Consider the following 25,406-nt stretch of genomic DNA (forward strand, 5'->3'; position numbering starts at 1 on the left):
CTGAAGCCTTGTCCGTGTCAGCGAGGGCGTATATTAAGGATCTACAGATTTTGTGCAACCTTTTTTTAAAGATATTTTAAAAAAATTAACCAATACCTAATTAAAGAAGAAGGCGCCTGAGCGCCTTCTTCTTTAATTGCTGTATCATACCGTCATTACAGTACGAACAAGTGGTGTTTTTTCTTGCCCAGCTTCACAAGGAAGTATTTTCCAAAGTAACCATTTGTGGCTGTAAAGATATCTGCTGCAGCCATGTTGTCGTTTAATCCTTTTGCAACACCATTAACAAAAACAGAGTCACGCTGAAGTGCATCTTTCACTTGCTTCCCAGTCGCAGCTAACCCGGCATCCGCCATCAAACTAGTAAGTGGCGTTTCAGAAAGGTTGATTCCTGCTAACGAGCTGCTTGGCAGACCATCAAGCTGAATTTGCTCTAGATCTTTTTCACTTAACTGATCCGCCTCACCGCTGAATAAAGCATTAGTAATACGCTCAGCAGCTTGCAATCCATCTTCACCGTGTACTAGGCGAGTCGCTTCACGAGCTAAAATCAATTGACCTTGTGGTTTCCCTGCACTCTCTTGATCCGTTTTTTCGATTGCTGCAATTTCTTCAAGACTTAAAAATGTGAAAAACTTTAAAAATTTATACACATCCGCATCGGCTGTGTTTAGCCAAAACTGATAAAAAGCATACTGACTGGTTTTGGATGCATCTAACCACACCGCGCCAGATTCTGTTTTACCAAACTTTGTACCATCAGATTTTGTTACCAAAGGAACCGTCAAACCAAAGGTTTGCGATTGATTTTGACGACGAGATAAATCAATACCACCAACAATGTTTCCCCACTGATCGCTTCCACCAATCTGAAGAGTACAGCCATAAACTCGATTTAGCTCCGCAAAATCCATCCCTTGCAATAGAGCATAGGAAAACTCTGTAAAAGAAATCCCAGCGCCTTCTCTATTTAAGCGTTGCTGTACTGACTCTTTATTGATCATGGCATTGACTGAAAAGTGTTTGCCTATATCGCGCAGAAAGTCCAACACACTCATCTCGCCAGCCCAGTCGAGATTATTTACCACGCGCGCGGGATTCGATACGTTGTCAAACTTTATGAACTGACTAACCTGACCACGAATTTTTTCAGCCCAGCCAGCAACGACATCTGCCGTATTTAATTGGCGTTCAGCGGCTTTAAAACTGGGGTCACCAATGAGGCCTGTGGCACCACCAACTAATGCTATAGGGTTATGGCCAGCGTCTTGAAAGCGTTTCAATACCAAGAGTGGCACAAGATGCCCCAGATGCAGACTATCTGCCGTTGGATCAAAACCACAATAAAGAGTACGACTTTCGCCATCAAGATGTTTTTTTAACTCATCTTCTGCCGTCATTTGGGCAATAAGCCCACGAGCTTGCAAGTCATTTAAGAGGTCTTTACTGCTTACAGTCATTATTTTGATCCATATCTTAGTGAGTTTATCTTAATTTAAGCATTCAATTATAAAAGTAATGTTGGTAGGATTATAAGGGCTTATTGAAGATTTTTTGGGTGCACATTTTGACAAAATTATTACCAGCAAAACATTTACTCTCAATCGCTATGGTAAGTGCCTTTCTAGCCGTAGTGTTAGTCGCACTTCCTGATGGTGATAGTGAAGATAAAAACAGCATATCACTTGAAGCAAACTTTGAAGTGATAGATCAGTCACAGCTTATGCTGCAGGACTTACGACAGCTTGCGCCTACAGCAAACACCGCGGCGCAAAATGCTTTATTCTCTACTAATGATATAAATGTAGATAAAGCTTATAAAGATACAACTGATATAAATACAGATAAAGCAGTACCAGTAACAGCAGTAACGACGACAACCATACACGATATACCAGCACCAAAAGCCTTAGTTCAAAAAAGCGCCCCTCCTACCTTTAAAGAACAAACAGTCGAAGTAAAGCCAGGCGACTCGCTATCAAAGTTATTATCAGCTAAAGGCATCTCGGCACAAGATATCCATAAAGTATCCGTGGCAGATACAAAACAAAAAACATTACTTCAAATGAGGCCAGGCCAAACCCTCCAATTTACAACCAACAACGCTTCCGGAGAGCTATCAAGCTTAACAATCGTACTCAATCGCTTAGATAGTGTTACGTTTGACCGCGTTGGTGATGAATTTAACAGAAAAGAAACATCACGCACGCCAGAAGTAACTCAGGCATATAAAGAAGCTGAAATAAACGACTCTCTATTCGTTGATGGACTGAAGTCAGGAATAGACCAATCACTTCTTATAGAGCTAGCCAACATATTTGGTTGGGATATCGATTTTGCCTTAGATATCCGCAAAGGCGACAGCCTCAGTGTTTTATACGAAGAACAGCTATTAGATGGTGAAAAAATCGGAAATGGTAACATTATTGCCGCTCAATTCATTAACAATGGCCGCACTTATCAAGCTATCCGATACTCAACCGAAAAAGGTTCAAGCTACTACTCTCCTGATGGGCTTGCAATGCGAAAAGCTTTCATCCGAACGCCTGTTGACTTTACGAGGATCTCTTCGAAATTTAACCCAAACAGATTACACCCAGTATTCAAAACCACAATGCCTCACAGAGGCGTAGACTACGCTGCGGCCAGCGGCACCCCAGTAAAAGCGGCTGGCGATGGAAAAATATCCTTCGCAGGTAAACAAAATGGTTATGGTAACGTTGTGATTATTGATCATGGTAGAGGATACCAAACTCTGTACGCACACCTAAGAGGATTCGCTAAAGGCACTAAGCGTGGCGCCAGAGTACAACAAGGAAAAGTTATCGCTTACGTCGGACAAACTGGCTGGGCAACAGGCCCCCATTTGCATTATGAATTTAGAATTAACGGCACTCACAAAAATCCGATTACCGTTAAATTGCCTAATGACGAGCCAATGCCCAAAAACGACCTGAAGAATTTTTTGCCTTATGCGAAGCAAGTAGTGGCAACACTCGCAAATTCTCACTCTCCTGAATTTGCGCAAAAGCTTGCATCACTCAATAAAAATTAAGCAACCCAAACAGTAAAACAAAAAAAGCAGCCAAATGGCTGCTTTTTTCTTACAAAACAGTGCTATTAGATAGCGCCATTAACGAATTCAATCAATTGAGATTTAGAGACCGCACCCACTTTAGTTGCAACCACTTCACCACCTTTAATAACAAGCAACGTAGGGATACCACGTACATTGTATTTAGGTGCTGTTTCTTGGTTTTCATCAACGTTAAGTTTTACAACCTTAACTTTACCAGCGTATTCAGCCGCAACATCTTCCAAAACTGGCGCAATCATTTTACAAGGACCACACCATGGTGCCCAAAAATCAACGATAACTGGGATATCAGAATTAAGCACTTCTTCTGCAAACTGAGCATCAGTGATTTGGATTGTATTTTCACTCATAATAATTCCTTAAAATTCTATTTTTAACCATTGAATAAAGCTAGTGTATCACTAAATGATGGGGGTAAAAACGAGTTCTCATCAATTATAGCAATAGAAAAATACTATAATAATAAAGACCGAATAACGGTTGGCAGCTCAAGCAACGAATGTATTTCCGCGTGCGAACGCGCTCCCCACTCGTCAGACCAACGCTGCGCACCATGTCGATTGAACCAAACACTTCTTGCTCCAGCATTTGACGCACCAAAAACATCATCTGTTGGATGGTCCCCAACATGAATAATCTCAGACACATCGACCCCAGCTTTCTTAGCCGCAATCAGAAAAACATTGGCGTCAGGCTTAGCAACACCAACTTCATCAGCCCTCACCGCAAAACTAAAATACTGTCCCAAACCAACGTAAGGATGGAATACATCTGCATTACCATTGGTAATAACGGCCAACGCATAATCTTGACCCAATGCCTCCAACACGTCGACAACATGGGGGTAGAGATCCACTTTTTGACGCCATTCACAAAAATGCGCCAGCGCTGCACCAGCAACCGACTCAGCTTCCTCTGATGGCAGCCCAAATTGTTTTAACGCAAGCTTATAGACTGCCAATCGTACAGCCGTCAAATTAAAGGCTATCTCTGGCTTTAGAGATAAAACGTTATTTTTTAACGCTTCTCGCGCAGCAACAGAATATTGCTGAGAAAAACCAGGGAAACGCTCTTCAAACCAAGATTCCATGGCATATTCCGCTCGCATTATGACGGGCGCGACGTCCCAAAGAGTATTGTCGAGATCAAAAGTAATCAACACACTCACGGCAACAGCCTTAACAAAATGGCACTCAATAAGTCAGCAACGTATTGAAGAAACAAAGCCCCCTTATCTTTATCAAAAGCAGATTTACTTTCTGCTCCCAACACAAGGACACCACATTTTTTTATCGCACCACTTTCTCGTGATAGCAAAGGCAAAACGGCTACTGAGCGAATTGATGTAGCGCCATCCGGAAAAAGAAGGCTCATCTCGTTATCTGGCAACGTACCACAGAAACACTCAGTGAAACCGGAAGTGTGAGACAAAGACACCTCACCTTCTTCCAGTTTATAAGACCGAACCGCATTATCAGGAAACGCACCATACAAAATTAAGGCATGATGAGACACGTCAAAATCTTCTCTCACCATATCATCAATAATGACAGCAAGATCATCCAAAGAACTGCATGTGAGACCAGCTAATACTAGGCGACGACTTTTTTGCATAGTTGATTCGTTTTCACGAGCCACTTCAACCAAACGTTCAAATTGAGCGCGATAATCAGCCGTTGACTTACGCAGTAAATTGACCTGATATTCTAATAAAGAAATCACCTTGCCATTCACTGGATGAGGAAGCGTTAGGCTCTCCAACAAATCAGCATTCCGGATAAAGAACTCCGGTGTGTTTGACAGATATTGAATAACCTCTTCTTCGCTCATAACCCCTCTTATAGGTATATTTGACCTTCAAATACTTTTTCAGCAGGACCTGTCATAAGAATAGGCGAACCGTCACCTTGCCATTCAATATGCAAATCACCACCTCGCAAATGCGCAGTCACTTTAGGTGACAGCCATCCTTGCTTAATACCCGCAACAACCGCTGCACAAGCTCCTGTACCACAAGCTTGAGTCTCACCGACACCACGCTCATAAACTCGTAGCTTAATTTCGTCAGGGCTAATAACCTGCATAAACCCCACGTTCACCTTTCTGGGAAAACGCTCATGACACTCAATCAGGGCCCCAACCGTCGCCACTTCATCATCAATCAACTGGTCGACCTTAATGACGGCATGAGGGTTACCAACAGACACTGGCGTCATAAAATACTCAACGTCTCCAGCCATAATGCTATAAAGCGCATCAGAAGGCTCCGCAGTAAATGGCAAGTCATTTGGATCAAAACTTGGCGCCCCCATATCGACTGTGACCAAGCCTCCGTCCAAAACACGCAATTGAATTGCGCCGCGTTTTGTTTCGACGTTGATAATACGTTTATTCGTTAGCTCTCTGTCCAAAACAAATTTAGCAAAACAGCGAGCACCGTTGCCACAATGCTCAACTTCACTGCCATCCGAATTATAAATGCGGTAACGAAAATCCATATCAGGATTGGTTGGCGGCTCGACGACCAAAAGCTGATCAAAACCAATCCCCCAGTTACGGTCACTCAATTTCTCGATTTGCTGTTTATTAAAAAACACCTTACGAGACACTGCATCAACGACCACAAAATCGTTTCCTAGTCCGTGCATTTTGGTAAATTTTAACAACATGACGGACTCCTTAGTCTGGCAAAATTTGCTCACCAGCTAACTGATGTTCAATCGTTTCACGAGCACGAATCAAATAGGTTTTATCGCCATCTACCATCACTTCCGCAGCACGATTACGGCTATTGTAGTTTGATGCCATGGTAAAGCCATAAGCCCCAGCTGAACGAACCGCCAAAAGATCACCCGCTTGAATATCAAGTTCACGATCCTTACCTAAAAAATCGCCAGTCTCACAAATAGGGCCAACAAGATCATAACTGCGCTTACCTTCAGGCGTCGGCAATAAAGAGACAGGGACGATATTCATCCAAGCACCGTATAGAGATGGACGAATCAAATCGTTCATTGCACCATCAATAATGGCAAAATTTTTGTGCGGCGTGCATTTTAAAAACTCAACTTGCGTTAATAAAACACCTGCATTGGCGGCAATAGAACGGCCAGGCTCAAACGCCAGTTCAAAATTTTTACCTTTTACTTTTTCAAGTAGCAGCTTCGCATAATCAGCAGGCTCTGGCGGCACTTCATCACGATAACGAACGCCTAATCCTCCCCCTAGATCGAGATGTTTAATAGTAATACCAGCGTCCGCCAATTCATCCACCAAACCAATTAAACGATCAAATGTATCCAGAAAAGGTTTGAGTTCTGTCAATTGAGAACCAATGTGACAATCAACCCCCATCACATTTAAATGGGGTAATTGATGAGCAATTTTATAGATACGCACCGCGTCTTTGATATCGATACCGAACTTATTTTCTTTCAAGCCTGTTGAAATATAAGGGTGTGTTTTCGCATCCACGTCTGGGTTAACGCGCAAAGAGACAGGTGCCACTTTCCCCATTTCACCAGCGACTTGATCTAATCGGTATAGCTCCGCCTCGGACTCAACATTGAAGCAATGAATACCAACTTCTAGAGCTCTACGCATTTCAACCGCTTGTTTACCTAAGCCAGAAAACATGATTTTCGAAGGCTCACCGCCCGCTTTTAACACACGCTCAAGTTCACCGATAGAAACAATATCAAAGCCAGACCCTAAACGAGCCAATACATTCAAAATCGCAATATTTGAACAGGCTTTTACGGCATAGCAAATCAAAGTCGGATGTGACGCAAAGGCATCAGCATACGCTTTATAATGACGCTCAAACGTGGCACGAGAATACACGTAACAAGGTGTACCATACTGACTAGCAATATCTGACAACGCAACATTCTCTGCATGCAGAGTCTGACCTGAATAATTAAAAAAATCCAATGGGGAATCCTCAGTTACAAAGACGACTCTTGTTTTGCATCAGTCATGTCATTCGGCAAATAAAGCGCACCCTTATTTCCACAAGCCGTAAGAAAAACAGCCAAAACACATACAGAAAGCAACTTAAACATCGTCTTATCTCTTCTATTTTCGATTATCACAGTATACCTTGCAGCCAGTTCGTTTCCCAACCCCAGTAAGCCAATTACATGGATATTCTTTTCTCAATATTTTTACAAATGGTAATGACCTTGTGGTTGAATTTGCTATATTTTTAGCACAAGCTACATAGATGTCGACATTCCATGGACTCAATTATCGTCAATCATAGTAAGAAGCACCTTTTAAGAAGTCTAATGAAACAAAAATTTGCGCCATGGGCGGCGGCACTGATTAGTGCTATCGCAATACACGTACTGGTCATTGAACTATCAAATAGTCAGGACTGGTTCAAAACAAACGCCCAACCATTGACACTAGAGCTACAGCTACTGCCAACACAAGCACCTCCTCTTGAGACGCCGTCCGTTACAACACCATCCGATGTCATGAGTTCAAACGAACAAGATTTACCTATGACTGTTGAACCAAAACCATCAGAAAAAGTATTACAACCAGAGACTACAGCACTGACGGAATCGGTAAAAAAGATAGAATCCACAGAAAAAACACCGCCTCTGGCAACTGTTACGGCAGAAGCAATAAGTGGAAAAGCGCTCAGCGAAAAGAATCACTCATTTGATCCCGAAGAGATCGTCAGCGACATTGATCAAACACAAGCGCTTTCAGAAAACACTCAGCGCAGCAATGATCTAAGTTCTACGCCTCTCGATGCTTCCTCATTAGGATCTGATAGACCAGCGCTTCTTGACTTATCAAACATATCTTTACCCTCCAATATAAAGGACGAAACCTTAACGAAGATTTTTTCTGAAGAGCTCAGAGACAAAATAGCAGAATCTAAAAAAGCACAAAAAGAGTACCTGAAAGGCTTAACTAAAGAAGTTGACTACCCAATCACAGAGGATGCCGATGGGACGCGTTATGCCAACATAAAAGGCGTATGCTGGCGACTACCGAAAGAAGGCAGCACAGAAGGATGGGCCATTGTTTTTGATGGTTGTGGCATAGACTCGAAACTGTTTCATTTTGAACTAAACATTTCACCCAAGATACTCACCAACGAGTTGCTTGGTCCTGACTCCCCCTTCAATATAGATCAAGCCATGAAATAAGCGTAGGCAACCAATTAACGTTTTCCTTAAAGGCGAACAAGCCTCTTTTGATAACAAGACCCATCCTAGAAATTAAAAAACCTTGGCCAACTAAATAGTCAATAGCAACCAAGGTTTTTTGATTAAACAACTAACTCAACGCGTTGGAATGATGCTCTAGATGCTCATCAATGAAGCTGGCGATGAAAAAGTAGCTGTGGTCATAACCCGGTTGACGGCGTAGGGTAATTGGGTACCCCACTTTTTCACAGGCCGCTTCTAGGGCTTCTGGTTTGAGTTGTTCCACTAAGAAGTTATCCGCTTCACCTTGATCGATAAACAAAGGTAAGCGTTCACTTGCCTTCCCGACTTGGCTTTCTATTAGGTAAGTGGCATCCCATTCGTTCCAAGCGTCTTTGTCTTCCCCCAAGTATCCGGTAAAGGCTTTTTGCCCCCAAGGACACTTGGTTGGGTTAACAATGGGCGCAAAGGCCGAGACAGATTGATACTTACCTGGGTTCTTCAATGCACAAATCAAGGCGCCATGCCCGCCCATTGAGTGACCAGAAATAGAACGCTTATCTGTGACTGGAAAGTTCGTTTCTATCAAATGCGGCAGTTCTTGCACTACGTAATCGTACATGTGATAGGTGTTCGAATAAGGTTCCATCGTGGCGTTGACATAAAAGCCCGCCCCCGAACCGAAGTCGTAGCTTTCATGTTCATTCGGATAGTCTGTGCCGCGTGGGCTAGTGTCTGGACAAACAATCGCTAAACCTAACTCAGCCGCTTTACGAAAAGCGCCCGCTTTTTGGATGAAGTTTTCGTCGGTGCACGTCAGGCCGGATAACCAATACAAAACAGGGACGTTTTGCGTTTCAGCTTGTGGTGGCAGGTAAATAGCAAACGTCATGTCGCCTTTTACGGATAAGCTTTCATGTTTATAACGCTTTAGCCAACCACCAAAGCTTTTGGTACTGGATAACAATTCCATCGCTGTCTCCTTTGCTGTGTTAAAAAAGCCCGCTTAGCGGGCTTATCAAAACGGTGTGCTCACGGTTACTTATCAAAAAGAATGACAGTACGAATACTTTCGCCTTTATGCATCAAATCAAACGCTTCGTTGATACGCTCAAGCGGCATGGTGTGCGTCACGAATGGGTCAATTTCGATCTTGCCATTCATGTAGTCTTCTACGTAACCTGGCAATTGACTGCGACCTTTTACGCCACCAAAAGCAGAACCCTTCCAGACTCGACCAGTGACCAACTGGAATGGGCGCGTGGAGATTTCTTGACCAGCACCGGCCACACCGATGATGATGGATTCACCCCAACCTTTATGACAGCACTCAAGCGCTTGACGCATCACTTGTACGTTACCGATACACTCGAACGAGTAATCTACACCGCCGTCGGTCATATCAACGATCACTTGCTGAATGGGCGCATCGAATGTTTTCGGATTGATACAATCGGTCGCACCGAATTGTTTCGCCATTTCGAATTTAGACTCATTAATATCGATCGCGATAATGCGCGACGCGCCTGCCATGCGAGCGCCTTGGATAACCGACAAACCAATGCCGCCTAAACCAAAAACAGCCACCGTGGCGCCCTCTTCCACTTTCGCCGTGTTTAGTACAGCGCCGATACCGGTCGTGATACCACAACCTAACAAGCAGACTTTTTCTAACGGTGCATCAACGTGGATTTTCGCCAACGAAATTTCAGGAACCACACTGTACTCAGAGAAAGTAGAGGTACCCATATAGTGATAAATTGGCTCACCATTGATGCTGAAACGGCTAGTGCCATCTGGCATTAGGCCTTTTCCTTGAGTCACACGAACCGCTTGACAAAGGTTAGTCTTGCCAGACTTACAGAACTTACACTCGCCACATTCAGCTGTGTAGAGTGGAATAACGTGATCGCCCACTTTAAGCGTGGTAACCCCTTCGCCTACGGCTTCAACCACACCCGCCCCTTCGTGACCAAGAATGGCAGGAAAAATACCTTCCGGATCTTCACCCGACAAAGTGAACGCGTCAGTGTGACACACGCCCGTTGCCACCATGCGCACAAGCACTTCGCCTTTTTGCGGATCTTGAACGTCCACTTCTTCAATTTTCAGTGGTTGGCCTGGGCCCCAAGCAACAGCAGCTTTACATTTCATAGCGCACTCCAAAGTGTGTTTAGATTCATTTTCGATACCACCAGTGTAGACGCAAATGATTACAAGGATAATGCTCGATTTGGAAAATGATTCTTGCCATACAGCAACAATCATTTCAAAATAGTCTTTTTAAGTTATAATGTAACAAAATAAGCAGAGGATTTTTCCATCTCAAGGGGCAAATTATGAAAAATTGGGAAGCCATGGAGGCCTTTATTGAAGTAGTTCGGCAAGGTAGCTTTTCCGCCGCGGCGACGAAACTGAGTGTATCGACGTCACACATCAGTCGCTTGATCACGCAACTTGAAGCGGAGCTAGGCACGACATTGCTATTTCGCACCACAAGACGCATCCGTTTAAGCGACGCGGGTGAACTGTATTATCAACACTGTCGTGGTTTACCCGAAGCGTTAAGCAGCGCTGAAGAAATGATTTCAACCTTAAATCAAGCACCAATAGGTTCTTTTAAAATGACCTGCGCCACCACCTTTGGTGAACGCTACATAGCGCCTTTGATGAACGATTTTTTATTGCATCACCCAAAGATAGAGCTGGATTTTCATCTCACTAACCGCTCAGTAGATTTAATAGAAGAAGGTTATGATCTGGCGATTCGCATGGGCGCCATGAAAGATTCCAGCCATTTATCACGGCGATTATGTGACAGAGAGGAATACCTTTGTGCATCAAGAGAATACATCGACCAACACGGCATGCCACATACATTAGCGGAATTAAACAAACACAGCTGCTTAATTGGCTCCAAAAGTCATTGGCTATTTCAACAAGATGGGCAACGTAAAGAAATGAAGGTCGCCAGCCAATGGCGCAGTAACTCTGGCCCCGCTTTACTGGATGCCGTACGTAAAGGCTTGGGGATCGCACAATTACCAGACTATTACGTCGTCGACGATCTCGCCACAGGTAAGCTTGTCCCCTTATTAACCCAATACCAATATCCGTATAGCGGCGTTTGGCTGGTTTATCCCAAGGTACGTCAACCCTCACCAAAGCTGCAAAGTATTTGCGATTATTTGATTGAACGTTTTAAACAAGATCCGCCCTTTGCCAAATAGATCAGTGAGGTTTCAATCTGCCTGCTTGCTATGTTTAAATACCAAGGAAACGCACCATCAAACATCATTAAGCGAAGCCCATGTTTTCACAACAAGATCTCGTCCAAGTTGCTCGTCAGACCATGCCATTTGGCAAATACCAAGGTCGAGTTTTAATCGATCTACCTGAAGCCTATTTACTCTGGTTTGCTCACGAAGGTTGGCCGAATGGTAATCTAGGGCAATGGTTACAATTAGCGCTAGAAATTAAAATCAATGGCCTAGAAAAGTTGGTCGACCCACTGCGTAAACCAACCGAGGAAAAGCCAAACGAACCGAAAGTTCGTATTCGCTTTGATGACTAGTCTGCCCTAAAAGAGGCATTAGGATAAACATAGAACAGCACTCCCTGTTCTTGTTTATCTAAGACAAATCCAGCGCGTTCAGCGACTTTTATCGATGCCATATTACCAATTTTCACTTGCGCCACCAGCGGCTCCTTAAAGTACAGCACCAATTTGGACAGCATGCGGTGAGCAACGCCTTTTCCGCGCGCTTCTGGTGCAACCGTCCAAGACAATTCCCAAACACCTGCCATTCGATCTGCTCGACAAGTGCCCACCGCGACACCATTGACTTCGGCTATCCACAAGCGCCTTTTTGACAGGTCACTTAACGAAGACTCAAGCCAAACAAGATGCGATGCAAGCGTCACTTCATCGGTATTATGAGAGGCTTGGCGGGTGTCTGGATCATTACGCCACAGCAACAAAAGATCGGCATCGGCCATCTCAACAGGTCGTAAACTTAATGAATCTGTCATTTCAAACCTTTCGCTCATCTAGTGCCTATTTAAACACGCAGTATACACGGTTGTTTAACGATCCAAACACACTCGATTAAGGTACAAAAATTGCTTTATTTTTGAACTTAAAAACAAAGGATATACACCCAATGGACATCAGAATCGATGACTTATCCGGCCCAGAAGTCAAACAAATACTCACCGAACATCTTAAAGACATGTTCACCGCATCACCGCCTGAATGCGTTTTTGCATTAGATTTAGACGGATTAAAAAAACCAAACATTACCTTTTGGACGGTTTGGGAAGACCGCCAATTACTTGGCTGTGGCGCCCTAAAAATTCTGGACAAAACACACGGCGAAATTAAATCCATGCGCACCACGGGCGCCGCCCGCAATAAAGGCGTTGCTTCGACTCTGCTCCGCCATATTCTTGATACCGCCAAACAAAGAGGACTCAATACAATCAGCCTAGAAACCGGCTCGCAAGACTTCTTCGCACCAGCAAGAAAGCTCTATGCGAAACATGATTTTACGGAATGCGGCCCCTTTTCCGACTACAAACTTGATCCTCATAGTGTGTTTATGAGCAGAGAACTTTAAAAAATAAGCCAACACAGTTCCAACGTTTATTTTGCCCAACTGTGCATTACGACTGATAAATAACAGCGTTAGACTTTATGGATTCAAGATAAAAACTAAAGGACACAGAATGAAAACAATCGGCATTATTGGCGGAATGAGTTGGGAGTCGTCGGCTCTGTATTACAAAAACATCAACGAGTTGACCAAACAAAAACTCGGCGGCCTGCATTCCGCTAAGATTGTTTTATCGAGTGTCGATTTTGCTGAAATTGAGCGTTTGCAACATCAAGGCGATTGGCTGCAGTTAGGAGAAATACTCGCGGCAGAAGCCAAACGCTTGGAACAAGCTCAGGTTGATTTCATTCTTATTGCGACTAACACCATGCACAAGGTCGCTGATGTTGTTCAAAATGCGGTGAAAATTCCTTTATTGCATATTGCCGATGCCACCGCTAAGGAACTCGTTAAACAAAAACATCAAAAAGTTGGCTTTATCGGAACTCGCTATTCGATGGAAGAAGACTTTTATATTAAGCGATTAGAAGAGCAATATGGTTTAGAGGTAATCACGCCATCAGAGCAAGACAGGGACGACATACATAGAATTATTTACGAAGAATTATGCCTGGGGAAAATTCTTCCTGAATCCAGAGAAATCTATATCGACATCGTTAATCAACTTCAAGCAGCCGGAGCAGAAGCCGTCATCGAAGGCTGCACAGAAATCACCCTACTGCTCAAGCAAAAGCATGTTACCGTGCCTTTGTTTGATACCACTTATATTCACGCTAAAGCCGCTGTGGATGAAGCGTTAAAGACTCTATTTTGAATAAAAAAAAGCCAGCGCGGACGCTGGCTGTTTTTCATTATTTGGAAAGGGAAACAACCAAATAAAGAAATCTTTTTATTCTGTCCTAGACGCCACCATGAGTTAACTTAGCCGGATCAAGCAGAGCCAATAATTCATCTCGACTTAAATCCGTTGCTTCTTCGGCCACATCCACCACTGGACGACCTTCTTTATAGGCTTTTTTGGCGATTTCAGCGGCTTTGGCATAACCAATGATGGGATTAAGAGCCGTGACTAAAATGGGGTTACGATGCAGTGCTTGGTTCAATTTATCTTCATTCACACTGAGCGTTGCAATGGCGTTGTCGGCTAAAAGCTGTCCGCTGTTTGCCAGTAGTTTAATACTGTTTAGCAGGTTCTTAGCAATCATGGGCAACATGACGTTTAATTCAAAATTCCCCGATTGTCCGCCGATAGTAATCGCCGCGTCGTTACCAATCACTTGTGCGGCTACCATGGCCGTGGCTTCTGGTATCACCGGATTCACCTTACCCGGCATAATAGACGAACCTGGCTGCAAGGCTTGTAATGTAATTTCACCTAACCCTGCCAATGGCCCAGAGTTCATCCAACGAAGATCATTGGCAATTTTCATATAAGTGACTGCCACAGCCTTTAATTGACCAGACAAAGCCACCGCCGTGTCCTGAGAGCCTATCAGGGCAAAAAAGTTTTTCCCAGGTACAAACGTCACCTTGGTTAGATCAGACAGCTCTTTAGCAAAAGTAATGGCAAACTCTGGATGAGCATTTATGCCAGTACCAACGGCGGTTCCGCCCTGAGCAAGTTGGGTGGTTTTATTTTCTAAGTAGGTTAAGTTGTCGATGTTGTCTTGCAACTGCGCCGCCCACGCGTGGAAAGTTTGATCCAATCGCACTGGCATCGCATCCATCAAATGAGTGCGTCCCGTTTTTGTGTAGCCAGCAAGCGAATCGCCTTTTTCAAGAATGGCATTTTTTAAATGTTCCAACGCAGGCAACAAATGCCCCGTCAATTCCAACGTAGCGCTCACATGAATCGCACTAGGGATTACGTCGTTGCTACTCTGACCATAGTTCACATGATCATTAGGATTAACAGCCGAACCATGGTACGCACTCGCTAATGTAGCAATCACTTCGTTGGCATTCATGTTCGAGCTGGTGCCTGATCCCGTTTGAAAAACGTCAACCGGAAAATGCTGCATTAAATCATCGGCATTTAACAACTCATCGCAGGCCTGTTGAATCGCTTTAGACATCTCCGGCGTCAGACATTCAAGAGATTCGTTTGCCCTTGCCGCAGCCGCCTTAATTAAGATAAGAGAACGAATAAACGCCTCAGGTAATGGCTCACCGCTGATAGGAAAGTTATTAATCGCTCGCTGTGTTTGAGCGCCATAGAGAGCCTTCTCTGGGACCTCTAATTCCCCCATGCTGTCTTTTTCAATGCGCATACTCATTCTTTAATGTTGTCCTTGTTGTTCAAAAGAAGAAAGAAAGTAATGGCTCAAAATTCGTAAATTATGCTCCATCTTGAAGTAATTCTTGGCATCTTGATAGGTGACAATTAAATGCTTGAGATGTGATAAGGGCAAATACACCTTATCTAGACAAGTTTGACGCCAATGCGGCGCTACACTGGTATTGCAAACGGTATCGAGCAACACATTGAACACTCTCTGATATAACAAGGTGGCATCAGTGATGTTTAACCGTTCCGCATATTCTTCTGTTAGGTTTAAATAATGATAGAGCACTTCTGGGGAATCTGCACACTGGCCACCCTGAATGGTTTGCTCGAGTACTGAAAATGGCACTAAATAATGACTCATCACTTCGCCCTCTGAAAATGACACAACAAACAATATAAATGACAACTATTATCAATAATGTGCATGAAGACAAGATCTGTCAAGCTGTTGATAACGATTCTTATTAAATTTTACTATTTGTTGCGATTACTTGATTAAAATCAATCATTCTCAGGCTCATCCAAAAAATACAAAGGCGTAAAAAAACAAAAGCCCCTGCTACGTTATGCGTAACAGGGGCTATTTATCATCATTCGTTCAATACTTAGAGCGCTTCACTCTTAGTGGTGATGACCGCCTACACCGTGGGCATGACCATGAGCAATTTCATCATTGGTCGCTTCACGAGAAGCTACAATTTGAATATTAAAAGTCAGGTCTTTGCCAGACAATGGGTGATTCAAATCGACTGTAGCGTGTTTCAATCCAACTTTCACAACCGTCACTTGACGCATGCCTTTATCCGTTTGAACCATGGCAACCATTCCCGCTTTCCAGCGTTTCGCGCCTTGTAAATGTTTGACTGGCACTTGTTGCTGACGATCTTCATGGCGCTCACCATAAGCATCGGCACAAGCAACCGTTACTTCAAATTCATCACCAACTTCTTTGCCTTCCATCGCTTTTTCAAGTCCTGGAATAACATTACCATGGCCATGTAAATACGCCGCTGGCTCTTTACCCGCAGAGGTTTCGAGCAACTCTTCGCCATGACGCAAAGTATAGTGAAATTGAACGACTTGATTGTCTGCAATTGACATGCTGTTTCCTCATTCTAAAATTCGAGCATTAATTTATGGCGGCATTATAAGGGCAACAAGGCAACTTACCTAGACCCTTCACCAGACGGTTATTCACTAAAAGATAGAAAGCTCTAATGAATCCTCTGTAATAATGATATTTTTAACTAAGGCCGCAGCGGTTTTTTCAGAGGGTGAATGATTTAGCACATACACAGGATGCTGATCGAAATACTCTACAAGGGACTTTTCAAAGTCTGCGTGCAAAGATCCCAACGTAGAACGCAACATTTTTTCATTAAAGCTAGATCCCTCAACGTCAATTTGGGTGATTTTTGGCGCCACCAGATACAGACGATCCTCCTCAATACGTACCCCAGATTCAAACGATGGGTTCACTTTTGTGGTAACAGAAAATGTCTGGCCAAACGCTTTTAATGTGCCAGTCATGTTACTGGTCATATCCACCAAAACTAAACCACCATCGCGTTCGGTGAAATCAATGTCTGCCCCTGTCACCAGTAAATCTAAATTCAATGCATTGCCATTCAAAAGAAGCGTAATATGATTTTCTTGCTGTTCCGCTAACTGTTTTGCCACTTCTTTGTTCATATCGACTTCACTAATACTCAAGCTGTTACAACCGACTAAAAACAAAGACGTGGAGCACAAAGCAACAATCGCCAATCTACGAATTACTTTCATTCTTCTTTCTCCATGGTCGCCGCATTTGCATGGCGCCTTTCATACCAAAAATTCATAAAATCCTCTGTTACTTTTTGCTCAATTTCAACCGCTTCATCGGTTGGACAAAATAATGAAATACTAAAAACGTTGTAGCCTTCTGCGGTTGTCGTGATACGAACCCTTGGCTCAGGGCCAGATATTTTAATGTCTAAACGTTTCTCGATAAGACTGTTATAACGAATCGCAACCTCATGAAAATGCTCACTATACTGACGAATTTTATCCAAAATTTGCTCTTTAATGGTGAACAAATTGACATCATCAGAATGCCTAGAAATCGAAAAAGTATGCGTCACATAACGTCGCATATAGTTCAAATTCTGAACCGTATTCAATAATAAAACACTATTCGGAACCACGGTCGTACGCCCTGTATAGGTGTAACTCCCCCCTTTCAGGTCAACTTCAAACAATGTGGTCGACAACCAGTCACTGTCCGTCACTTCGCCCTCATAGTTTGCAATACGTATCCAGTCTCCAACTTGATACGGTCGCGTACTGGCTCGATAAAATGCGCCTACAATACAGGCAATAAACTCTTTCGTGGCTATCACCAACGCCACCATAAAGGCCGCAATGGAAATGGCAATATTTTGTAACTCAGATGACCAGATAAGCACCAAACCAACCACTAACAACAGGTTGAATATGTTATCAACCGTATTAATCCGTTGACGCTTCTTATCATGTTCAAGTTTTTGGTGGAGGCGAATCGCACGTTTCGTATAACGTCGAACGATGTAGGACAATAAAATCCAAGCAAACGTCAAAACAAACTCAACGTGATCCATTAAAATGGAGAAGTCTATCTGAGAAAAATCAACAGCCATAAAAGTGTTTCCTTTAGCAAGAACGCAACTTTAACAATCATTGCCTAAATCAACAAACAAAAGCACTAGACAAAGAAACAAATAATACTGTACATTTGTACAGTATTATTTTTCACGAGGTGGATCATGCCTGTCATTATCAAATATGTTGTAGAACGCGATGGAATAGAAAAAATGACTTTTACTTCAAGAGCCGAAGCCGATGCCTATGATAAATTGTTGGATACCGCCGAAGCTCTGTACGAGGTTTTAGATCAAAGCCAACTAGCCGGAGATCATGATAAGAAAGAAGCCTTATCCATGTATTTAGCCGAGCAAAAAGACCTGCTATTGGATATTTTAGGCAACAAAAAGAAAAGCACAGCGAAACCGAAAAAAACCAACCGCAAAGAAGCTAGCGCTCAACTTGATCTGAAAGAGTCGGTACCTAAAAAAACGCTGGAAGATCTGGTCATCGAACCTGACGAAGACGCGCTGTACGAGGAAGAGGACAGTAACGTTGTGTTTGATCACGATGACATCGTCGATTTTACGGAAAGTGATGCCGCATAATGCGGCATCTTAATGCTTCTTAGCTAAGACTTATGCGCCTGTTTCACAAGCCAATCAAAAAAAACATTCGCAGCATGATGCAGTTGTGCGCCAGACCGTCGTACTAAGTAAAAGGATTCGCTAGCTTCGACCGTTTGCCCAAATGGTGCGACCAATTTACCTTCGCTCAGCATCTCTTGCACCATAGAAGAACGGCCTAAAGCCACACCTTGGCCAAGTTCCGCCATGCGCAATGTCGACACTAACGTATCGAACTGCATCCCCATTGACGAGTCAACGTTATCCACGCCCATGATGTTCAGCCAGTAACCCCAACCTTCTTCGTAACCAATCACGTGCAATAGTGAATGATTCGCCAAATCCGTAGGTTCTCGCAAAGGCAATCGCGCCATCAACTCAGGAGAACACACCGGCACAAGATTGTCCCAAGTAAGCCGTTGAGAGATCAACCCAGGCCATTCACCATGCCCCCAGCGAATCTCCATATCCTCTTCATCGTCTAAGGCTTGCACCCAAATATTGCTCACATAACGAATGTCATAGTGAGGATAAGCGACACTGAAACTGGCAAGCTTAGGTGCCAACCAGTGGGAGAAAAACGACAAACTGCCGCAGACTTTGATGAGTTGCTTATCCTGTTGGGTAAAAATCTCATTCGTACCAACCGTCAAACGAGAAATCGCGTCTTTGACTACGGGAAAGTAAGAGCGCCCTTCTTCCGTTAAACTCAAGCCGCGCGGTAGACGTTTAAATAACGACACCCCCAAATGACTTTCCAGCAAACGAATTTGCTGACTCACCGCCCCTTGGGTTAAACATAATTCTTCCGCCGCATGAGTGAAATTAAGACATCGCGCCGATACTTCAAAGGTATGCAGCCAATTTAATGGAGGAAGGGATTTTTTATTCATGATAAATGCCCAATAAAGGAAAGCATCTTGGCCAGTGATTATGGCCAAGATTTGTCATCAAAACTAAAGCACTTGACCAAGAAAACGCTGTAGACGCGGATTGTCAGAACTAAAAAAGCGCTCAGGGCTTTCTTCAAACACTAACTCACCTTCTTCCATGAACACCACACGATCCGCTACTTCACGGGCAAAGCCCATTTCATGGGTCACCACCACCATGGTCATACCATCACGAGCGAGACTTTTCATCACGTCCAGCACTTCCCCAACCATTTCTGGATCAAGCGCGCTGGTCGGCTCATCAAACAACATAATCTTCGGATGCATAGCCAAGGCTCTCGCTATGGCAACACGTTGCTGCTGACCACCAGACAAATGCGACGGGTAATTATTCATGCGTTCCGCTAGACCTACTTTTTTGAGTAGCTCACGGCCTTCCTGCTCCGCGACAGCACGGGGCTTTTTCTTCACCTTGATGGGCGACAATGCCACGTTACCCAACGCTGTTTTATGTGGAAAAAGATTAAAGGACTGGAACACCATACCCACTTCTTCGCGCACCTTATTAATGTTGGTTTTTCTGTCTGTCAGGCTCACGTCGTCAATATGAATCGTGCCATCAGAAATGGTTTCCAACTGATTCAAGGTGCGCAAGAATGTCGACTTCCCCGAGCCACTTGGCCCAATAATCACTACGACTTCACCCCGATTAATATCGAGAGAAACGTTTTTTAAGGCATGGCAGCCATTTGGGTAAATCTTTTCAATATTACGAGCTTGAATGATGCTCTTATCGGTCCTATTAGTCACTGGCAGATAACCTCTTTTCAAGACGCTGAATGGCCCAAGACAAGGCGCCAGTTAACACTAAATACATCAGCGCCACGGCAAACCACACTTCAAATGGCGCAAACGTGGAACTCACAACTTCGCGACCAGCCTTGGTTAAATCGGTAATGGAAATAACCGACACCAAAGACGAGTCTTTGATCAGGTTAATAAATTGCCCAGCCATCGGCGGTAAAGTTCGTTTGAACGCCTGCGGCAAAATAACATTGACCATCGCCTGAACGTAATTCATCCCTAGACTTCGCGCGGCTTCCATTTGCCCAGGACTAATAGATTGAATACCAGAACGCACGATTTCAGCGATATAAGCGCCAGTAAACACCGATAACGCCGCCACACCGGCGGTAAAGCGGTCTAAATCCAATACCGTGCCGATAAAAAAATAAAAGATGAAAATCTGTACTAATAAGGGCGTACCACGAATCAGTTCAATATAAGTAATGGACAAATAACGCAACGCGGGGTTAGACGAAATTCGGGCCAGTCCTGCGAAGAGGCCAATCACCACAGCAAATACTAAAGACACCACAGACAACTGCAATGTCATCACCAGCCCCCACGTGAGCGGGCCAATATTCCAGTTTTCTACTTCGGCAAGTGGGTCACCTTCAAACACCAAGTCGCCATTACTCACCAGTAAGTTATCAAACTTTTTGATCACTAATGGATCATCACCGTAATCGGAAGTAACAATCAACTTTCCCTTTTCAATCGTTGCAGAACCATCAAAAGGCGATCGAACCGTTGTCGCTTCGGTGTTAATGATGTACTGCGGAATACGCTCCCAGCGCCAAGTGTAGTCAATACTTTTGCTGCCAGCATAAATGCCAAAGCCTAGTCCTATGATGATTAGAACAAAGACCGCTTTCCACAAAAGCAGATGAGATTGTTTTTCCATCAATGAGAAGTTCCCCGTCGTATTTTTTTAACTCAAAAAAACCTGTTCACAATGTCATGAGTGCAGTTGTAATGAAAAGATTGTCTCAAGTAAGAAGGTGCAAAAAGTGGCGCTATATTGCGCCACTTTAAGTGTGTTTTCCATGTTACTGAATGGTGCTCAACCAAGCATCACCTTCAAACCATTTTTGATAAATCTTGTCATAAGTACCATCACCTTTGATCTGAGCAAGGTAGTTATTCAAGAAATTCATAAAATCTGGATCGCCCTTACGAATCGCAAAACCCAGCGGTTCAAAAGTGAAGGATTCGTCTAAATGTAATACCTTACCCTTACTTTGCGCGGCGTAAATCGCGTTGTATGGCAAGTCATACACAAACGCATCGGCATTGCCATTTACCACTTCTAATGCGGCTTCAGATTCCGTTTCAAACAGATTCAACTTGGCTTTGCTCATGTATCTTTTTACGGCATAGTCAGACGTCGCGCCTAACTTTGTTGCAATAGTATATTTGGCATCATTGAGATCTCTGTAGCTGTTAACTTTTCCTTGCAACTTAGGACTCAACAAAATCGTTTGACCGACCACAATATAGGGATCGGTAAAGTTCACTTTCAAGTTACGCTCTGGCGTAATCGTCATACCTGAAATAATGATATCGCACTTGGCTGTTAATAACGCCGGAATGATGCCATCCCAAGCCGTGTTACGAATGTCAATTTTGACGCCCATGGCCTTTGCCATAGACTTGGCAATGTCCACATCAAAGCCAACAATATTGCCACTTTTATCTCGCATATCAAACGGCATGTAACCCGCTTCAGCACAAACTTGAAGCTCGCCACGGTTTAAAATTTCATTCAGGGTGGATTTTTCCCACAACGCATTATCCGACGCTGATGCCAATGTTGCGCCGCACAAAGCCACCGCAGCGATCACTAATTTTTTCATATTTTATGTCCCCAGTTTATGTAAAAACGAACCCTAAGTTATTTACGTATCTGATCTTAATGCCATTTCATAGCGGCGCATAATACAGGAGTTGCCACTAACAGTCCCTAGTGAAACACTAATGTGCTCCCACGTTTTTTTCATTTTGTACAACATGAAAGCGAGTCAGTGTTTTCACGAGAAAGCGTCCTAACTCGTTTAAACGCTTGTTGTAGATCCGCGATCAAATCGTCAGTGTCTTCAATCCCCACAGATATCCGCACTAAACCTTCAGAAATGCCCAGAGCCAAACGCTCTTCTAAGGTATTTTCCACATGACTGGTGGTTCTAGCAGGTCCATAAATGGTTTCGACCGCGCCCAAGTTACCCGCGCAATGGGCATACTGTAGTTGCGGCAATAAGATTTTTACCGTATCCATACCACCCGCTAAAACAAAACTCACCATCGCCCCAAAACCTCGCATCTGTTCACAGGCAATCGCATGATTCGGATGACTTGGCAGACCTGGATAGTTCACCGCTTCAACCAAAGGTTCCGTCAATAAATATTGCGCAATGGCTTGTGCACTGCTTTGTTGCTGACGAATACGTAGCGCCAAGGTTTTCATACCGCGAATAATCAAATAGGCCGAAAACGGATCCAATGACGCGCCATTAATCTCTCGATAATGACGAACCTTTGCCATCAAATCTTCAGAGCCACACACCAAACCGCCCATAGCATCCGCATGCCCACTCAAAAACTTAGTCGCACTATGTATAACAATGTCCACTCCCAAGGCCAAAGGACTTTGATTCAGTGGTGTTGCAAAGGTGTTGTCCGCCATCACCAAGGCGCCAACTTTTTTAGCGGCCGCGACAAGACGTTTTACATCGACAATTTTCAAGGTCGGATTGGTTGGTGTTTCCAAATACAAAACATCACAGCCTTTGGCGATTTCGGCTTCAATTTGCTCGTGACTATGGGTTTCACAAAGCGTCACGCTCACGCCCATGCGCGGTAAAAATTCTTCAAAGACTTTATTGGTGCCGCCATAACTGTCTTTCGTCGATACCACACGGCACCCATGAGACAAAAAGGTATACAGCACACTGCTAATCGCCGCCATGCCCGTGCTGAATGCAACAGCGGACTCAGCGTTTTCTAAGCCACAAATTTTCGCTTCTAAGATTTCTACGGTAGGATTGCTCATACGGCTATAAATAAAACCGGGGGCTGCACCCAACGCAACATCGTACCATTCATCGATATCTTGGTAGCCATATGCCGCACTCGCGACAATCGGCGTTTGCGTGGCACGGTAAGGGTGCTTTACCTGCTCGCCGCTCCATACAGACCGTGTTCCACTTCCCGCTTGATCAAGGGCAGACTTCACCAATTTATTACTCATTATACATTTCTCACATTTAACGACTGAACAGCCAATAAAATTTCATTGGCTTTCACTATAGCCAAACGAGATAAACGCGAGAAATCATCTTATCAAGCACTAAGGGGCGATTTTTTTAATGGATAAAACCATTGCATAATGACTTATACTACCCTTTCTTTCGTATCTATTTCCTGACGCCTAGGATCTTTAATGAAACCCGCTGATTCCCCTCAAAATACCGTCGATAAAAACATGCTCGGCGTGTTTCGTTATAGCCGTCGTGCCATCGATTTAGTGTGGAAAACCTCGCCTGCATTAACCATAGGTTTGGCATTAGCGACTCTGATTGCCGGTGTCACTCCGGCGGCCATGGCGTATGTTGGGCAGTTGATCGTCGATGCGGTTGTTGCCGCCATGGAAAGCTACAAACAAGACCAAGTTCTGCATTATCAAACCGCGCTCAACTATGTGGTATTAGAAGGAATCTTGGTGCTGGTGATTGCCGCCGCGCAACGCGCTTTAACCGCGCAACAAGCCATTTTACAAGGCTTGTTAGGGCAAAAGGTAAACTTGCTGATCTTAGAAAAAGCCCAAAGTCTCACCCTATCTCATTTTGAAGATTCTGAATTTTACGACAAGCTGGTTCGCGCCCGTCGCGAGGCCTCCAGCCGCCCGCTTGCTCTGGTTAATAAAACCTTTGCCCTACTGCAAAATGCGATTTCCTTATCCAGCTTTGCGGTCTTGCTGTGGCACTTTTCTCCTTGGGCATTGGCGTTATTGGTCTGTGGCGCCTTGCCTTCCTTTATCGCTGAGGCCAAGTTTTCTGGCGATGCCTTTTTGATGTTTCGTTGGCGCTCGCCAGAAGTGCGCCAGCAAAACTATCTAGAAACCTTGTTGGCTCGGGAAGACAACATCAAAGAAGTTCGACTCTACCAATTGGGCGACCGCTTTTTACAGCGTTACACAGAAATATTCATCAAACTATTCAAAGAAAGTAAGCGGCTGATTTTACGTCGCGAAAGCTGGGGCTTCGCCCTCGGTGTGATAAGTACCTTGGTGTTTTATGGTGCCTATGGTTGGATCGTCAGCGACACCATCATTGGTGCGATCACCTTGGGTCAAATGACCATGTATTTGCTGTTATTCAAACAAGGTCAAAGCTCGGTTTCCGCGTCACTTACCGCCATCAGCGGTATGTACGAAGACAATTTGTATTTATCCAATCTATACGAATACCTAGAGCAAGAAACCCCACTTGCAACATCAGGGCAAGTAGTTGGACCCATACCAAACGATGGCATTCGTTTTGAAAACGTCTCTTTCCAATACCCAGGTAACGATAAACCGGCCCTTGCCAACATCAATCTCCGCATTCGTCCTGGCCACAGCCTTGCAATTGTCGGTGAAAATGGCTCAGGTAAAACCACGCTCATCAAACTGCTGACTCGTCTTTATAACCCCACTCAAGGGCGAATCTTACTAGACGGTTTAGATTTACTGGAATGGGAAGAAAGCGCGCTGCTAAAACGTGTTGGCGTGATATTTCAAGACTTTGTACGTTATCAATTTATTGTGGGTGAAAACATCGGCGCGGGCGACAACGACCGATTTAACGATCAAACCGGTTGGAAAAAGGCCGCCGAGCTTGGCAAGGCCACCGACTTTATTGATGAGCTGGAACAAGGCTACCAAACCCAACTAGGGCGCTGGTTCCGCGGTGGACAAGAATTATCTGGAGGACAATGGCAAAAAATCGCCTTAGCGCGTGCTTTCATGCGCGAAGAGGCGGATATTTTGGTGTTAGACGAGCCGACGGCGGCCATGGATGCTCAGGCCGAAGCCAATATATTCCAGCACTTTCAAGAACACACCAAGGACAAAATGGCGATTCTGATTTCTCACCGCTTTTCCACGGTACGTCTGGCTCACGAGATCATTGTCATGGAACATGGACAAATCAAAGAGCGCGGCACCCACGAGTCACTACTGGCTCAACAAGGCCAATACGCGCATTTGTTTACCTTACAAGCGCAAGGTTATAAATAG

General features: G+C 44.1%; 28 protein-coding genes. 8 read left to right on the forward strand and 20 right to left on the reverse strand.

All coding sequences use genetic code 11. The features are described 5' to 3' along the window. Positions 1–155 precede the first annotated feature (155 nt). Positions 156–1,460: a tyrosine--tRNA ligase gene (gene tyrS / locus DK187_RS16200; protein WP_111608377.1), complete on the reverse strand. Its 1,305-nt coding sequence runs from the start codon at positions 1,458–1,460 to the stop codon at positions 156–158. Between the two features lie 107 nt (positions 1,461–1,567). Here tyrS and DK187_RS16205 point away from each other — a divergent pair, with 107 nt between their 5' ends. After that, entirely contained in the window at positions 1,568–3,055 is a 1,488-nt protein-coding gene (locus DK187_RS16205) for a peptidoglycan DD-metalloendopeptidase family protein (RefSeq protein ID WP_111608465.1), read from the forward strand. Between the two features lie 65 nt (positions 3,056–3,120). Here DK187_RS16205 and trxA read toward each other — a convergent pair whose 3' ends face one another. From trxA to lptM, 6 genes are all read right to left on the reverse strand, one after another. After that, a complete protein-coding gene (gene trxA, locus DK187_RS16210; RefSeq protein ID WP_111608378.1) occupies positions 3,121–3,447 on the reverse strand; it encodes a thioredoxin TrxA in 327 nt (108 codons plus the stop codon). Positions 3,448–3,551: 104 nt separating this feature from the next. Continuing rightward, the gene (locus DK187_RS16215; protein ID WP_111608379.1) at positions 3,552–4,265 is read right to left on the reverse strand and encodes an HAD family hydrolase; all 714 of its coding nucleotides are present in this window, start codon (positions 4,263–4,265) and stop codon (positions 3,552–3,554) included. Continuing rightward, positions 4,262–4,927 carry a DUF484 family protein gene (locus DK187_RS16220; protein ID WP_111608380.1) on the reverse strand — a complete coding sequence of 222 codons (666 nt, stop codon included), beginning with the start codon at positions 4,925–4,927 and terminating at the stop codon, positions 4,262–4,264. The genes DK187_RS16215 and DK187_RS16220 overlap by 4 nt, the downstream gene beginning before the upstream one ends. Before the next feature lie 8 nt (positions 4,928–4,935). Next, the gene (gene dapF, locus DK187_RS16225; protein WP_111608381.1) at positions 4,936–5,766 is read right to left on the reverse strand and encodes a diaminopimelate epimerase; all 831 of its coding nucleotides are present in this window, start codon (positions 5,764–5,766) and stop codon (positions 4,936–4,938) included. A gap of 10 nt (positions 5,767–5,776) precedes the next feature. Continuing rightward, positions 5,777–7,030 carry a diaminopimelate decarboxylase gene (gene lysA, locus DK187_RS16230; protein ID WP_111608382.1) on the reverse strand — a complete coding sequence of 418 codons (1,254 nt, stop codon included), beginning with the start codon at positions 7,028–7,030 and terminating at the stop codon, positions 5,777–5,779. 14 nt (positions 7,031–7,044) lie between these two features. Next, positions 7,045–7,161, reverse strand: a complete 117-nt coding sequence (lptM, locus tag DK187_RS21590) for an LPS translocon maturation chaperone LptM (protein WP_111608383.1) — start codon at positions 7,159–7,161, stop codon at positions 7,045–7,047. Positions 7,162–7,386: 225 nt separating this feature from the next. On the opposite strand from lptM, the gene DK187_RS16240 reads away from it, so the two are divergent. Then, positions 7,387–8,265, forward strand: coding sequence for a hypothetical protein (locus tag DK187_RS16240; protein ID WP_111608384.1), 879 nt, complete (start codon positions 7,387–7,389; stop codon positions 8,263–8,265). Positions 8,266–8,395: 130 nt separating this feature from the next. Here the strand turns inward: DK187_RS16240 and fghA are convergent, their stop codons facing one another. Both fghA and DK187_RS16250 read right to left on the reverse strand, forming a co-directional pair. Beyond that, a complete protein-coding gene (gene fghA / locus DK187_RS16245) occupies positions 8,396–9,238 on the reverse strand; it encodes an S-formylglutathione hydrolase (RefSeq protein WP_111608385.1) in 843 nt (280 codons plus the stop codon). 65 nt (positions 9,239–9,303) lie between these two features. Continuing rightward, a complete protein-coding gene (locus tag DK187_RS16250; protein WP_111608466.1) occupies positions 9,304–10,419 on the reverse strand; it encodes an S-(hydroxymethyl)glutathione dehydrogenase/class III alcohol dehydrogenase in 1,116 nt (371 codons plus the stop codon). A gap of 185 nt (positions 10,420–10,604) precedes the next feature. Between DK187_RS16250 and DK187_RS16255 the strand changes: the two genes are divergently transcribed. Both DK187_RS16255 and DK187_RS16260 read left to right on the forward strand, forming a co-directional pair. Beyond that, positions 10,605–11,495 (forward strand): LysR family transcriptional regulator, encoded by an 891-nt coding sequence (locus DK187_RS16255; RefSeq protein WP_111608386.1) that lies wholly within the window; start codon positions 10,605–10,607, stop codon positions 11,493–11,495. An 80-nt stretch (positions 11,496–11,575) separates the two neighbouring features. Then, a complete protein-coding gene (locus DK187_RS16260; RefSeq protein WP_111608387.1) occupies positions 11,576–11,839 on the forward strand; it encodes a DUF3820 family protein in 264 nt (87 codons plus the stop codon). On the opposite strand, the gene DK187_RS16265 is transcribed toward DK187_RS16260, so the two are convergent. Continuing rightward, positions 11,836–12,297 (reverse strand): GNAT family N-acetyltransferase, encoded by a 462-nt coding sequence (locus DK187_RS16265; RefSeq protein ID WP_111608467.1) that lies wholly within the window; start codon positions 12,295–12,297, stop codon positions 11,836–11,838. The genes DK187_RS16260 and DK187_RS16265 overlap by 4 nt on opposite strands. A gap of 131 nt (positions 12,298–12,428) precedes the next feature. Here DK187_RS16265 and DK187_RS16270 point away from each other — a divergent pair, with 131 nt between their 5' ends. Together DK187_RS16270 and DK187_RS16275 are read left to right on the forward strand one after the other, a co-directional pair. Next, positions 12,429–12,884, forward strand: a complete 456-nt coding sequence (locus DK187_RS16270) for a GNAT family N-acetyltransferase (RefSeq protein WP_111608388.1) — start codon at positions 12,429–12,431, stop codon at positions 12,882–12,884. Positions 12,885–12,993: 109 nt separating this feature from the next. Next, positions 12,994–13,695, forward strand: a complete 702-nt coding sequence (locus DK187_RS16275; protein ID WP_111608389.1) for an aspartate/glutamate racemase family protein — start codon at positions 12,994–12,996, stop codon at positions 13,693–13,695. A gap of 85 nt (positions 13,696–13,780) precedes the next feature. Here DK187_RS16275 and DK187_RS16280 read toward each other — a convergent pair whose 3' ends face one another. The 5 genes from DK187_RS16280 to DK187_RS16300 all read right to left on the reverse strand — a co-directional run bounded on the left by DK187_RS16280 (position 13,781) and on the right by DK187_RS16300 (position 17,825). Further along, positions 13,781–15,157 carry a class II fumarate hydratase gene (locus tag DK187_RS16280; RefSeq protein ID WP_111608390.1) on the reverse strand — a complete coding sequence of 459 codons (1,377 nt, stop codon included), beginning with the start codon at positions 15,155–15,157 and terminating at the stop codon, positions 13,781–13,783. 3 nt (positions 15,158–15,160) lie between these two features. Continuing rightward, positions 15,161–15,529: a hypothetical protein gene (locus tag DK187_RS16285; protein ID WP_111608391.1), complete on the reverse strand. Its 369-nt coding sequence runs from the start codon at positions 15,527–15,529 to the stop codon at positions 15,161–15,163. A gap of 260 nt (positions 15,530–15,789) precedes the next feature. Beyond that, positions 15,790–16,269, reverse strand: a complete 480-nt coding sequence (locus DK187_RS16290) for an FKBP-type peptidyl-prolyl cis-trans isomerase (RefSeq protein ID WP_111608392.1) — start codon at positions 16,267–16,269, stop codon at positions 15,790–15,792. A 96-nt stretch (positions 16,270–16,365) separates the two neighbouring features. Beyond that, positions 16,366–16,953 (reverse strand): DUF1439 domain-containing protein, encoded by a 588-nt coding sequence (locus DK187_RS16295; protein ID WP_111608393.1) that lies wholly within the window; start codon positions 16,951–16,953, stop codon positions 16,366–16,368. Further along, a complete protein-coding gene (locus DK187_RS16300) occupies positions 16,950–17,825 on the reverse strand; it encodes a mechanosensitive ion channel family protein (protein ID WP_111608394.1) in 876 nt (291 codons plus the stop codon). The genes DK187_RS16295 and DK187_RS16300 overlap by 4 nt, the downstream gene beginning before the upstream one ends. 126 nt (positions 17,826–17,951) lie before the next feature. Between DK187_RS16300 and DK187_RS16305 the strand changes: the two genes are divergently transcribed. Then, positions 17,952–18,377 (forward strand): YebG family protein, encoded by a 426-nt coding sequence (locus DK187_RS16305; RefSeq protein ID WP_111608395.1) that lies wholly within the window; start codon positions 17,952–17,954, stop codon positions 18,375–18,377. 23 nt (positions 18,378–18,400) lie between these two features. Here the strand turns inward: DK187_RS16305 and DK187_RS16310 are convergent, their stop codons facing one another. The 5 genes from DK187_RS16310 to DK187_RS16330 form a co-directional block, all read right to left on the reverse strand. Beyond that, entirely contained in the window at positions 18,401–19,288 is an 888-nt protein-coding gene (locus tag DK187_RS16310; RefSeq protein ID WP_111608396.1) for a LysR substrate-binding domain-containing protein, read from the reverse strand. A 63-nt stretch (positions 19,289–19,351) separates the two neighbouring features. Continuing rightward, positions 19,352–20,098, reverse strand: a complete 747-nt coding sequence (locus DK187_RS16315; RefSeq protein WP_111608397.1) for an amino acid ABC transporter ATP-binding protein — start codon at positions 20,096–20,098, stop codon at positions 19,352–19,354. Beyond that, the gene (locus DK187_RS16320; protein ID WP_111608398.1) at positions 20,091–21,035 is read right to left on the reverse strand and encodes an amino acid ABC transporter permease; all 945 of its coding nucleotides are present in this window, start codon (positions 21,033–21,035) and stop codon (positions 20,091–20,093) included. The genes DK187_RS16315 and DK187_RS16320 overlap by 8 nt, the downstream gene beginning before the upstream one ends. A 145-nt stretch (positions 21,036–21,180) precedes the next feature. Further along, entirely contained in the window at positions 21,181–21,987 is an 807-nt protein-coding gene (locus tag DK187_RS16325) for a transporter substrate-binding domain-containing protein (protein ID WP_111608399.1), read from the reverse strand. 140 nt (positions 21,988–22,127) lie between these two features. Next, a complete protein-coding gene (locus DK187_RS16330) occupies positions 22,128–23,378 on the reverse strand; it encodes a cystathionine gamma-synthase family protein (RefSeq protein ID WP_111608400.1) in 1,251 nt (416 codons plus the stop codon). Positions 23,379–23,570: 192 nt separating this feature from the next. On the opposite strand from DK187_RS16330, the gene DK187_RS16335 reads away from it, so the two are divergent. Beyond that, a complete protein-coding gene (locus DK187_RS16335; RefSeq protein ID WP_111608401.1) occupies positions 23,571–25,406 on the forward strand; it encodes an ABC transporter ATP-binding protein in 1,836 nt (611 codons plus the stop codon).

Source organism: Marinomonas arctica (assembly GCF_003259225.1).
Classification (GTDB): Bacteria; Pseudomonadota; Gammaproteobacteria; order Pseudomonadales; family Marinomonadaceae; genus Marinomonas; species Marinomonas arctica.

What these genes read in the sequence shown, in the direction of transcription:
- tyrS (WP_111608377.1), bottom strand. Translation starts at nt 1,460, where the DNA reads ATGACTGTAAGCAGTAAAGACCTCTTAAATGACTTGCAAGCTCGTGGG.
- trxA (WP_111608378.1), bottom strand. Translation starts at nt 3,447, where the DNA reads ATGAGTGAAAATACAATCCAAATCACTGATGCTCAGTTTGCAGAAGAA.
- DK187_RS16220 (WP_111608380.1), bottom strand. Translation starts at nt 4,927, where the DNA reads ATGAGCGAAGAAGAGGTTATTCAATATCTGTCAAACACACCGGAGTTC.
- dapF (WP_111608381.1), bottom strand. Translation starts at nt 5,766, where the DNA reads ATGTTGTTAAAATTTACCAAAATGCACGGACTAGGAAACGATTTTGTG.
- lptM (WP_111608383.1), bottom strand. Translation starts at nt 7,161, where the DNA reads ATGTTTAAGTTGCTTTCTGTATGTGTTTTGGCTGTTTTTCTTACGGCT.
- DK187_RS16240 (WP_111608384.1), top strand. Translation starts at nt 7,387, where the DNA reads ATGAAACAAAAATTTGCGCCATGGGCGGCGGCACTGATTAGTGCTATC.
- fghA (WP_111608385.1), bottom strand. Translation starts at nt 9,238, where the DNA reads ATGGAATTGTTATCCAGTACCAAAAGCTTTGGTGGTTGGCTAAAGCGT.
- DK187_RS16250 (WP_111608466.1), bottom strand. Translation starts at nt 10,419, where the DNA reads ATGAAATGTAAAGCTGCTGTTGCTTGGGGCCCAGGCCAACCACTGAAA.
- DK187_RS16255 (WP_111608386.1), top strand. Translation starts at nt 10,605, where the DNA reads ATGAAAAATTGGGAAGCCATGGAGGCCTTTATTGAAGTAGTTCGGCAA.
- DK187_RS16260 (WP_111608387.1), top strand. Translation starts at nt 11,576, where the DNA reads ATGTTTTCACAACAAGATCTCGTCCAAGTTGCTCGTCAGACCATGCCA.
- DK187_RS16265 (WP_111608467.1), bottom strand. Translation starts at nt 12,297, where the DNA reads ATGACAGATTCATTAAGTTTACGACCTGTTGAGATGGCCGATGCCGAT.
- DK187_RS16270 (WP_111608388.1), top strand. Translation starts at nt 12,429, where the DNA reads ATGGACATCAGAATCGATGACTTATCCGGCCCAGAAGTCAAACAAATA.
- DK187_RS16275 (WP_111608389.1), top strand. Translation starts at nt 12,994, where the DNA reads ATGAAAACAATCGGCATTATTGGCGGAATGAGTTGGGAGTCGTCGGCT.
- DK187_RS16280 (WP_111608390.1), bottom strand. Translation starts at nt 15,157, where the DNA reads ATGAGTATGCGCATTGAAAAAGACAGCATGGGGGAATTAGAGGTCCCA.
- DK187_RS16285 (WP_111608391.1), bottom strand. Translation starts at nt 15,529, where the DNA reads ATGAGTCATTATTTAGTGCCATTTTCAGTACTCGAGCAAACCATTCAG.
- DK187_RS16290 (WP_111608392.1), bottom strand. Translation starts at nt 16,269, where the DNA reads ATGTCAATTGCAGACAATCAAGTCGTTCAATTTCACTATACTTTGCGT.
- DK187_RS16295 (WP_111608393.1), bottom strand. Translation starts at nt 16,953, where the DNA reads ATGAAAGTAATTCGTAGATTGGCGATTGTTGCTTTGTGCTCCACGTCT.
- DK187_RS16300 (WP_111608394.1), bottom strand. Translation starts at nt 17,825, where the DNA reads ATGGCTGTTGATTTTTCTCAGATAGACTTCTCCATTTTAATGGATCAC.
- DK187_RS16305 (WP_111608395.1), top strand. Translation starts at nt 17,952, where the DNA reads ATGCCTGTCATTATCAAATATGTTGTAGAACGCGATGGAATAGAAAAA.
- DK187_RS16310 (WP_111608396.1), bottom strand. Translation starts at nt 19,288, where the DNA reads ATGAATAAAAAATCCCTTCCTCCATTAAATTGGCTGCATACCTTTGAA.
- DK187_RS16320 (WP_111608398.1), bottom strand. Translation starts at nt 21,035, where the DNA reads ATGGAAAAACAATCTCATCTGCTTTTGTGGAAAGCGGTCTTTGTTCTA.
- DK187_RS16325 (WP_111608399.1), bottom strand. Translation starts at nt 21,987, where the DNA reads ATGAAAAAATTAGTGATCGCTGCGGTGGCTTTGTGCGGCGCAACATTG.
- DK187_RS16330 (WP_111608400.1), bottom strand. Translation starts at nt 23,378, where the DNA reads ATGAGTAATAAATTGGTGAAGTCTGCCCTTGATCAAGCGGGAAGTGGA.
- DK187_RS16335 (WP_111608401.1), top strand. Translation starts at nt 23,571, where the DNA reads ATGAAACCCGCTGATTCCCCTCAAAATACCGTCGATAAAAACATGCTC.